At 52.4% G+C, this 10,004-nt stretch carries 10 protein-coding genes; 5 read left to right on the plus strand and 5 right to left on the minus strand.

All coding sequences use genetic code 11. The features are described from left to right. Positions 1 to 878, plus strand: an 878-nt coding sequence (locus OKC31_RS20995) for a methyl-accepting chemotaxis protein (RefSeq protein ID WP_442865767.1), incomplete at its 5' end; no start/stop codon positions are given. A 152-nt stretch (positions 879 to 1,030) separates the two neighbouring features. On the opposite strand, the gene OKC31_RS21000 is transcribed toward OKC31_RS20995, so the two are convergent. After that, positions 1,031 to 1,708 carry a hypothetical protein gene (locus OKC31_RS21000; RefSeq protein WP_270657643.1) on the minus strand — a complete coding sequence of 226 codons (678 nt, stop codon included), beginning with the start codon at positions 1,706 to 1,708 and terminating at the stop codon, positions 1,031 to 1,033. Between the two features lie 183 nt (positions 1,709 to 1,891). Between OKC31_RS21000 and OKC31_RS21005 the strand changes: the two genes are divergently transcribed. Next, the gene (locus OKC31_RS21005) at positions 1,892 to 3,535 is read left to right on the plus strand and encodes a class I SAM-dependent methyltransferase (protein WP_270657645.1); all 1,644 of its coding nucleotides are present in this window, start codon (positions 1,892 to 1,894) and stop codon (positions 3,533 to 3,535) included. A 135-nt stretch (positions 3,536 to 3,670) separates the two neighbouring features. Here OKC31_RS21005 and OKC31_RS21010 read toward each other — a convergent pair whose 3' ends face one another. After that, positions 3,671 to 4,078, minus strand: coding sequence for an H-NS family histone-like protein (locus OKC31_RS21010; RefSeq protein WP_270657647.1), 408 nt, complete (start codon positions 4,076 to 4,078; stop codon positions 3,671 to 3,673). Between the two features lie 232 nt (positions 4,079 to 4,310). Here OKC31_RS21010 and OKC31_RS21015 point away from each other — a divergent pair, with 232 nt between their 5' ends. From OKC31_RS21015 to OKC31_RS21025, 3 genes are all read left to right on the plus strand, one after another. Continuing rightward, the gene (locus OKC31_RS21015) at positions 4,311 to 4,688 is read left to right on the plus strand and encodes a hypothetical protein (RefSeq protein WP_270657650.1); all 378 of its coding nucleotides are present in this window, start codon (positions 4,311 to 4,313) and stop codon (positions 4,686 to 4,688) included. An 844-nt stretch (positions 4,689 to 5,532) separates the two neighbouring features. Then, the gene (locus OKC31_RS21020) at positions 5,533 to 5,832 is read left to right on the plus strand and encodes a hypothetical protein (protein WP_219934989.1); all 300 of its coding nucleotides are present in this window, start codon (positions 5,533 to 5,535) and stop codon (positions 5,830 to 5,832) included. Next, on the plus strand, positions 5,829 to 6,944 hold the full coding sequence (locus OKC31_RS21025; protein ID WP_219934988.1) for a tyrosine-type recombinase/integrase: 1,116 nt from the start codon (positions 5,829 to 5,831) through the stop codon (positions 6,942 to 6,944). The genes OKC31_RS21020 and OKC31_RS21025 overlap by 4 nt, the downstream gene beginning before the upstream one ends. A 21-nt stretch (positions 6,945 to 6,965) precedes the next feature. Here the strand turns inward: OKC31_RS21025 and OKC31_RS21030 are convergent, their stop codons facing one another. The 3 genes from OKC31_RS21030 to OKC31_RS21040 form a co-directional block, all read right to left on the minus strand. After that, the gene (locus OKC31_RS21030; protein WP_270657652.1) at positions 6,966 to 7,796 is read right to left on the minus strand and encodes a hypothetical protein; all 831 of its coding nucleotides are present in this window, start codon (positions 7,794 to 7,796) and stop codon (positions 6,966 to 6,968) included. A gap of 95 nt (positions 7,797 to 7,891) precedes the next feature. After that, positions 7,892 to 8,290: a hypothetical protein gene (locus OKC31_RS21035; RefSeq protein WP_270657653.1), complete on the minus strand. Its 399-nt coding sequence runs from the start codon at positions 8,288 to 8,290 to the stop codon at positions 7,892 to 7,894. 1,025 nt (positions 8,291 to 9,315) lie between these two features. Beyond that, a complete protein-coding gene (locus OKC31_RS21040) occupies positions 9,316 to 9,621 on the minus strand; it encodes a hypothetical protein (RefSeq protein ID WP_270657654.1) in 306 nt (101 codons plus the stop codon). Between the last annotated feature and the right edge of the window lie 383 nt (positions 9,622 to 10,004).

Genomic DNA, 10,004 nt, shown 5'->3' on the forward strand with positions numbered 1-10,004 from the left:
TTGAATGGGTTCATGTGCAGCTCCATCAGCAAAAGGGGATGATAAGTTTATCACCACCGACTATTTGCAACAGTGCCCTTTCGACTACCTCCCCTCAAAGCCATATCACGTACGTTAATCCTGACTTCATTAAAATCAGTGGTTTCACTGAGGAAGAACTATTAGGCCAGCCTCACAACATCGTAAGACACCCAGATATGCCGCCTGCTGCATTTGAGCATATGTGGAGTACATTAAAATCTGGCCGCTCATGGATGGGGCTAGTAAAAAATCGCTGTAAAAATGGCGACCACTATTGGGTAAGTGCTTATGTAACGCCAATAGCTAAGAATGGTTCGATTGTTGAATACCAGTCTGTAAGGACCAAGCCTGAACCTGAGCAGGTTTTGGCTGCGGAAAAATTATATGCTCAATTGAGAAGCGGGAAGGCCGCGCGTGCTGGTGAGCAGGGGCGTGGTTTTGCTGTTGTCGCCGATGAGGTTCGCAGTCTTGCTGCTCGCACACAGCAATCGACAACGGATATTCAAAGCATGATCAGCGCTCTACAAGAGCGAGCGCAATCCGCTGTTACAGTCATGGAGCAAAGTAGTCGGCAAGCGCACACGAGTGTAGCTCACGCAGAGGAAGCAGCTACAGCTCTTGATGGAATTGGCCAACGCGTTAACGAAATTACCGACATGAACGCGCAAATAGCGACTGCGGTCGAGCAGCAGGGAGCAGTAAGTGAAGACATAAACCGCAGTATTATCAATATACGCGATGCTGCTGATACCAATGTACAGACCGGGCAGAATAATTTGCAAAGTGCGAAATCTGTCGCTCAGTTAACTAGCGCTCTGAGCGAACTGGCAAAACAGTTTTGGGAAAAACGAGGATAACGCTTTTCAGTATCTCGACAGGGATAACTTACTTTACCATCGGTTATCCCTTTTAGCCGCACAAATTTTAGCCATGGCTTTTCAGGAAGTCAGGGCTATCAGAATGGCCTTAGAAAGCCTAGTCAAAGAGCTGTCACGAGAACACCGTTAGCTTAGCGTACGATTTTTTCCGAATTCTGCGGTTCCCCCTTACAGGTGGCCTGTGTGGCGCTTTGTAGGCGTTCACCCAGAGATGATGTAGCTAGGCCGCTGCGCAACGTAGCGGTATCTCCAGCGATTGAGGTAAGCGCCTGGTACCGCACCGCAGCCTCACCGGCGGGGGCGGTGTTACCACCGAGCCCGGCACCATACTTCTGCTTAGTCATCACCTCCAGAGCCGAATTGCTCACCGGATTGGAAGCCGCGGCATCTGCCAGCTCGCCAAGGTGGGCTTTCATGGTGCTGTTCTGGGCGCTCATCATGCCGTAGTCGTGGCCAGCCTTCATGTCGATGTCAAAGGTCATTGTGACCTGGACGCTGTTTCTGTCGCCGCCGGACACCGGCACAACGCCGTTAACGGTCTGGCTCACAATCCCGCCCTGGATCATCTTGATTTGACGATCCATGTGATCGCCATTCATTGAGGTGACGCGGGCGATAGTGCCGGACTGCGCCTTGAGCGCCTTGTCCTGTAGGAGTGGGGTGACACGCTCAACGAGCTGGGAGACGGATTCCCCCGGCAGTGATTGCGTAATGGTATCCACGGTAACCGGCTGGGCTAGTGAAGGTCCGGCAATGGCCAGCAGAACGCTGGTGGCCAGGACTCGATGATGTCGTGCATGGACTTTCATAAACGCCTCCAAATAGCGGGTAACAGCCGCCGGAAAATGTCCCACTACGACTAGAATACAGCGAATAAAATAATTTGCAAATGCGGTTTACTATCCGCTGGGGATAACTATAATCATTTTACAATGTCTGGCTGGCGATTAACCCAACCAGGATGACGAGCAAGTAACTCTCTAAGGTGCGACATGAACGCTGTAACCGATTCAATTAAGAGCGGGTTTATTCAGGAGATGGACTTTGCTGCCCCTGCGGCAAGCGATCTCATAGATAACTTGGTCGGGCGCTACAGACGGACAAAGGCCAACATCGAATCCGTAGTAGGGTTCATTGAAAGTGGAGACAACAAGCTGGCCATATCGTATTTCCTGCGTGGCAACAAGAACCAGAAAAACCACCACTCGCAGTCTTTGGCTGAGCTCTTTGAAGCAGCCGGGGCCATCGCTCAACTCAACTCTGATTATTGGCAAGAGGCCATACAGCTCACCGACGTTTACGACTTCATGCCAGCGAAACGGCGAGATGAGTGGGACACCCTGATCAGAACAAGAGCATGCCCCGACTTTGAAGAAGAGACGGTGCGTGACACGTTGCGTGACCTGCTGGCTAATCGCGCCACGTTCTTCGCGGAGCGTGTCGACGGCATATTTCGGGCGCTTTCAGGTGACCACGTAACGAATCGACCTGAGGGTTTTGGGAAGCGCATGATCCTGGCTCGCGCCTTCAACGAATACGGCCACACAGTAAGCGGAACAATCGGATATATAAGCGATTTGCGGCAGGTGATCGCAAAATTCATGGGCCGTGATGAACCTCCCCACTACGCCACTTCTGATGCGCTGATAGAGGCCCGCGTTCGCCACGGCGAGTGGTTGACCCTGGATGGCGGAGCGTTGCGTGTAAGAGCCTACCTTAAAGGGACGGCACACCTAGAGGTGCATCCTGAAATGGCGTGGCGCCTCAACATGATCCTCGCAAACCTGTATCCGATGGCGATCCCTCCGCAATTCAGGCAGAAGCCTAAGCGGGCACCCAAGGACTTCGTTTTGATGGACAACCCGCTACCTTTTGCGGTCTTGTCGCAACTCGCAACGATGAAGGTTGAGCGACACCAGCCCTATCGGTTCGACCGTTGGAGCGATCCCGTTGAGCCGCTGACAACCAACCCATTCAATCGCCGGTTCGACTACGGGGAATATGATAAAGCAGTACGGGCGCGAGTGTGTGATCTGTTGGAAACGATAGGCGGCGTCCGTCAGATGAAAGGCAAGAACGGTAACGTTGAGATCTGGGAATTTGAATATGACCCGAGCAGGGTAATAGGAGAAATATGTGCATCTGGTTGTATTCCTGATGATAAAAGCCATCAATATTACCCAACGAAAGAGAAGCTAGGTCTATACGCAGTTGGCCGCGCACAGATTGAAGAACACCACAAAGTATTGGAGCCAAGCGCAGGGCAGGGGGGACTAGCCGATTTAATACCGAGTGAAAACCTCACATGCTTTGAAGTCAGCAAATTACGTTGCGAGGTGTTAAAGGCCAAGGGATACAACGTGACACAGTGCGACTTTTTGAAAGTCCAACCAGAAGCTAAATATGATCGGGTTGTGATGAACCCACCATTCAGCGAAGGGAGATGGCAAGCTCATACAATTCACGCTGCATCAATGGTGAAGGCTGGTGGGCGATTAGTTGCAATATTGCCATCCGGCGCTAAAAACAAGCTGAAACTTGATGGATTTAAGTCGGAGTGGTCGGAGGATTTTGATAACCAGTTCGACGGGGCTTCTGTATCTGTTGTCGTATTGAGTGCGGTTAAAATTAATTGAATGAAAGCGACGCAAAAGCCTCAATCAAATCTCGAATGGCTGGTGGATAATACCAGAAGCGAGAAGCGGGATAATCGAATTGGGGGCATGAAAAAGCCCCCATTCAGTCGGGGGCTTTTTGATAGTGTTCAGTGCTTAGAGCAAGAAGTCTTCGAGGGCCTTACCGGCGCTAATAGCCTCAGCGATAGGGGATGGCATACGACCTTGACCAGTCCATGTTTTTGTAACGCCATCAATTGTATAGCTGTACTTGGCAGGGCGCGGCTCGCGCTTGGCTTTGGCGGTCACGGCTGCGCCTGTGGATCCACCAGCGGCTACCAGGTCGATAGGGTCGATACCGGCGTCTTTGAGCATCTTAGCAAATTCTTCAATTTTCCCGGCCCGCTCCTCAAGAGCAATTTGCGCAGTAAGATGGGATTCTTCGAGTTCGGAATATACGGTATCAAATTTTTCCTTCGCTTCCTTCAATTGCTCAAATGGCAATTCACGCAGGGCGACGCGAAGGGAACGAATGTTGGACAGGTTTTTCAGGAACTCATTCATGTTCATACCTATTTATTTTGATTGGAATTATGTTGATTATGCATAGAGTCGGAATCGTTGCAATGTTTATCATAAAGTTTATTGGAAATATAAGTATGACGTTCCAATTTTGCGACACAGCAAAGGCCGTAAATTGATTATATCAGGTGTTGTGCAGCCACATATAAACCGGATGGCTGTTAATAAACATTTTCGTGTGGGTAAATATTTATAACTTATAGCGAGGGGCATCATGCCAGAGAGTGAATGCAACATCCCGAAAACATGGACCGAAATAAAGAAACTGAAAAGAGATCTATATGCCGAAGCGAAGGACCAAGCCCTGAGCGACTGGGAATATCCCGTCATTCGCAGTCGAGGAGGGGTTCTTGCGGTAGCAGATGCCAATGAAAAGGTATTAATTCCGACTGGCGAATGCTTATATTTGCCACCTAACCAAACGCTCTATATGAGGCTGCTGCGATCAATAAAGGAAGTACACCCGACGGCGGCCAGAGTATGGCTGGTGGTGGGGGTGGATTCGGCGGCCAGCGTTCGAGCTCTTAACGATGGCGACTATCAGCCCTGGTCGGGTGAAGCCGAGGCCATCGTGCACCTCTACAGCGAGTAACAGAGGGGTGGGAAGGGGTGAATAATTGGGGGTGCTTGATAGACGGGCACCCACGCAACCAGCGCCATTGCTCGCTATTTAACATAATATTATAGAAGCGCAGTTGCATTGTAAGTAGAACGCGGTGAGGCATAGCAGAATTTTGATGCCGATAAATGGGGTTATCGGCATCATCTAAGCCAGTAACGGTAAAGGAGTGATGAAAATGCTTGGAATGAGAGTTGAGTACCCCATTGACGCAGTTAACTTCGGCGTCGGCAATGTGGTTGAGTACGATGAAGGCCGCAACCTGGCAGTCGTAGTCGATGAAGACGACGGCCACACGTTCAGAGGCCCCGCTGACAAGCTAACCCCATTGTGACCAGATCCCGCCGGTCGACAACACGACCGGCGAAACCCCAGCCCACCCAGAACAACCCCGCCGGACATCTATGTTCACCCTGAATGTCGCACCACGACACTGAGGGCGTGGCCGGGGGCGCCAGCACCAGCCCACCGGCTGGCGGTGAGCCTACCAGGTGAAAGGGTTGCGATCCCGGCACTCGATGTCGCACCACGACATTGACGGCTGGAACTCAAAGCCCCATCTCCGGGCAACCGGCGGTCAACTACCTAGCCAGACGACCAGGTGATCTCCGACACCAATGCCTCAGTGTCACACCACGACATTGAGCATCATTTATTGCCTGTTTGTTATATATAGGAATTAATCCTATTAGCGATGTAGCAACGTCACTGCCAAAGACCCGTTCAGCATGGAAACAGGTCCCAACGCACGCTAATTTGCCTTACCTGTGTAATGTGACATAATTTATCTTATGTCACATTACTAACCAGGGTTACCATGACAAGACTCAGATGCTCTTTTGACACCTACCTGCTCGGCGACCTCTACATCGTCCTCATTGACCGGGATATGCCGGGCTTTGCCTCTGTGACCAATGATGCTGATGCGGTGATCACCTCACTGACCAACCTCATCCCTGGCGGCATCGGAAAGCGCCGCGTGGTCTACCAAGACAGTGACAAGCGGTTCGATGAAATGCTTGTAGATGACGGCACGTTCATGGCATTTCGCGCCTGTACGGCGAGCCAGCAAGCCTATTTCGTGGATAACCTGCCCAACGCGAGACTCATCCAGTGAGTGAAAACCTGCCGAATATCTCCTCCCCGGAGAGCAATCTTCCTGTTTTAGGTCAGGTGGATTTTGAGCACCTGCGGCCCCACCAGCTATCCGAGCTCATGAATAGTGCCTGGCTCCGTGGTATCCGCATCGAGGCCGACCCGAAAGTTCGCGCCACCATGGCCCGGTTCTGGTCCGAGTTCAAGGAAGCACAGGCGCGGTACTCCCCCCGCACCCTGTCTCAATTGGATTATGTCTGGTGTCAGTTCGTGGCGTGGTGTGATGAAAATGAGCGGGATTATCTCCCTGCTAGCTTGGATACCGTGAAATGTTATCTCTCACAGCGGGCCCAGGATAAACACCGCAATACCATTTCCACCGACAAATGGGCGATCAGTAGAGTCCATCGGGAAACAGGCTGTCCTGACCCAACTACTGACAAGCTGATTGTCAACCTGCACGCTGCGTTAGTCAGAACCAAGGTCATTGAAGAAGAAAGGATTAAGCAGGCGAGTCCATTACGGGAAAATCACCTGGACGATCTGCGTGAGCTCTGGGAGTCGAGCCCGGCACTGGCCGACCGGCGCGATTTGGCGATATTGGTCCTGGCCTATGAAACACTGCTTCGAGCCAGCGAGGTATTGAACATCAAAATGCGGCATCTACAGGTCAATACTGACGGAACCGCCACCCTTATGATCCCGATCACCAAGACCAATAAATCCGGCGAGCCGGACTACGCTATTCTGTCGCGCCAGTCGTTCCGTCTGATACGCGAGTATCTTGCTATGGCCGGACGAACACTGGATGTTGGGTCTTCTGACCCCCTATTCATCGGGATCAACCAGGCTGGAAAGTCGGTGAAGACCGCAAAACCACTAGGGTATATGACGCTCAATCGTCTTTACGCCCGCGCCTGGCAGGTGCTCAATTTGGAGGAGCTTGGGATCCCGTGCTTCACCGCTCACTCAACACGAGTCGGGGCGGCGCAGGACTTGGCCACTGAGGATGGCAACACCTTGAAGGTCCAAATTGCTGGCCGATGGGCCAGCAACCTGATGGTCTACAGGTACACGAGCAACATACTGGCCACCGAAGGGGCCATGGCGATCAGGCGGCGTGACCGGCGGTGAGGGGGCATCCCTCACCTATAGTTAATTATTCTCCTCGCCCTCTTCTATCGGGCGCCGATACAGGTCAAAGTCCAGCTCAATAGGCATCGGGATCCTGGCGCCAAGCACATCCAGACGATGTGGCCGATCCCCTTGTTTGTTCGCTTCTACGATGTTGTCTCTGCTGTTTTGGTCGAGAACGATCAGCCCGAAACGGCCACGGTAGCCCGAAGACTCACCTTTTGCCCGCAACCGGGCTCGATAATGCTCTCCGGTGAAGGTGCGTTTCTGCACTCTGTCGCATCCGGCATATTCATAAAGCGAGCCGGTACCGATGGTCAGCTCCAGGTAGTCAGCGGTAGAGCCAAACACACTGAGCCGCTGGGTGACGCTGATGTGTGCGGGTAGACCCACTGCCTCCAGTTCGACCACATGCCGCTCAAATACCTCTCGCAGTGCGGCCATGTTATTCGCATCATCTGGGGCTCTCATGGCCATCAACAACAGTCGGTTGCCGGTGACGGTTTCCGACTTGAACGCATAATGTCGGCTTATGTTGATCTGCTCGATTTCCCTGTGAATTACCGGAAAATTGACCGGGTATCGCCGAAATTTGATACCTATCGCGTCCCTGTAGCAGGTCTCCAGATTGTGCACCATACCCAGATATTCAGCTTCGTCGACTGTGAGACGGCCTATCCAGTGAATGAATTTTGGCAGGCGGTTATGTCTGCCGAGTGCATTTTCTACGACGGTATAGATGGGTTCATGCCCAGGAACGACAAAAAGAGGTTCGCAGTGCTGAACTAGATAGGCGTAAAGCGCCTGGTGCTGTTCATAGTACCGGCGCCACTGAGGTGTCATATTGGCCATGATGATATTCTACTAATAGGATCACTACCTATTATAGCAATACCTCGATGTCTGACTACGACATTATGAGCTCTGGCCAGTTCTTCCCCTGGCCTTCACCCAAGCAGTGAGACTTGCCTTGCTCCCCCTGCACGCGGGATCAGGCCTGAAAGCCGCTTTTGGACCGCTTCAAGTAACCCGTCAATCCGTGCCATACCCTTGCGAACGGCTGCACGAGAGCGCGGTTGACGCTTGATTTCTCGCTTTACCTGGGCTGCTGTCAGGCTATCAACCACCCCAAGCAGCTCTATCACATCAAACGCATCACAGGCATCCCAGATGTCACGATACTTCCCGAGCCATTCCCAGCGAGTGCCTACTCTATACACCCCTTTTGCCTCATCATAGATGAGGTATAGGCGGTCACCTCCATCCAGATATGATGACCGGATAACCTCTTGATGCATGTCGTCTTGCCCCTTTACATCCCAATCCTGCTCAATCTCTCTCACCATGAAACGCTCTAGCTCCAGTCGATATGGAACGTGATAAAGAGATTGAGCATATTCGCTAATAGGATCTTAACCTATGAATACGATACTTCATATTGTGGCCCCAACGAGGTGTCTCTCTGCCGCCCCAGCCAACCAGTTAGCGATCTCCCGTGCATCATCCACACATCCATCAGCCACTAAGAGCCAGTAGAGTTGCCTCATACCTCCCAGAGCCAGCAGCTTACGCAACATCACAGCCTCACCCACCCCGCATCGCTCTGCGTCACGGTACTCAAGCAGACACATGTCAAACTGCTTCATCATTCTGCTTCTCTCAGCCATGCAGGCCAATCTAGTAACACCCAGCCTCTTCTGTGTCTATCACGGCTCCCTCACGAAAATTGGCCAACACACTTGAAAGGATATACTACAGCATTTTACACGCATATCCACGTTGCTGTACAAGGTCGTTGGGGTGACAGTCTCTGCCGGTCCCTGGCGCCTGGCGCTGGAGTCTGCCAGTCGGGCTGGTGGCTGTCGTGGTGGTACATCGAGGCCTGCGGGTACCGGTGCCGGTGTTCTCCTGGCCACCAGGTTACCGGGATGAGCAGACGGGCGGGCGCCGCGGCTGTGCCGGTCGGGGTGCGACATCGAGGCCTGCGGGTACCGGCGATCGCCTGGGGCCGGGGCCGGTGTTCTCCTGGCCACCAGGTTACCGGAATGAGCCGCCGATCGGGTGCCGGAGCTGTGCAAGTCGTGGTGTGACATCGAGGCCTGCGTGCCGACGGGCGCCTAGAAGACCAAGCTGTGGGATGAAAATAAAGTTTCACCCTATAGATGGACAGATGCCGCCTTTTAGGCGGCATCTTGTTCACATTCACGAGCAAAGTATCATCCTTGTGTCGGGGTGATGGGGTCTCTGGCCAGATCCTGTTGAAAATAGAGTTTCATCCTCTCTCAACCTTCGATCACCACAGCCGCAGCATAAAGAACCCCTTTCTGCAACTCTGTAAGCTTTGCCTTAGTCATGGCTTTGTTCCTCTGACTTATGGTGTGGCTGTTTGGCCAAGCACATGCTCGACGATGTAGCGCTTGTGGGGCGACACATCCAAGTACCTGAGCGCCTGCCGGAGAGCCTGTTCGATGCCATGAACGCGACCAGCGAGGTAGCCGTCTGCATAGTCGTTGTCGTCGCGCTGCCCGTAGCCCTCCAACTTGATGTTCGCTCTAGCCTCAAGCAGTCCCTGAACAAGGCAGTCCGCGGGGGATGGCTCACCCGGCGTCTCGGCCGGCATTAACGCCCAGTACGCCTCATCAACATCTGACCCTGCCCACTCTTCATCGTTAGACATCGCGTTTTTTGTCCCTCAACTTTGCAGCGGTTGCTGCTTGGGTTCGATTGTCACCACCCCGAGATCGCACTCGAACTGGATGGCTTGGCCGTGGTTGTAGGAGAGGAATAAAGTTTCATACTAAGCAGTCAAGTAACCCTGTTTGTACCGTTCTAAATGATACTCACCCAGAAATAAAGATTCATACTAATTCCTACTACAAAATCTGAGTCACGCTACAACTGAGTAATAAAGTATCATACTGGTTGTCTTGAGCATCCACAGATTGATTGGCCCCATTCAAACACGTTTCTGGACAAGAATGAGCTAAATAACTGATCCCAATAGTGCTACACCTTCGCTGTGCCATAGCCATTCCCCGGGAAAGGAGACACGGTATCCAT

The sequence above is a fragment of the Aeromonas sp. Y293-4 genome (genome assembly GCF_027705905.1).
Lineage (GTDB): Bacteria > Pseudomonadota > Gammaproteobacteria > Enterobacterales > Aeromonadaceae > Aeromonas > Aeromonas veronii.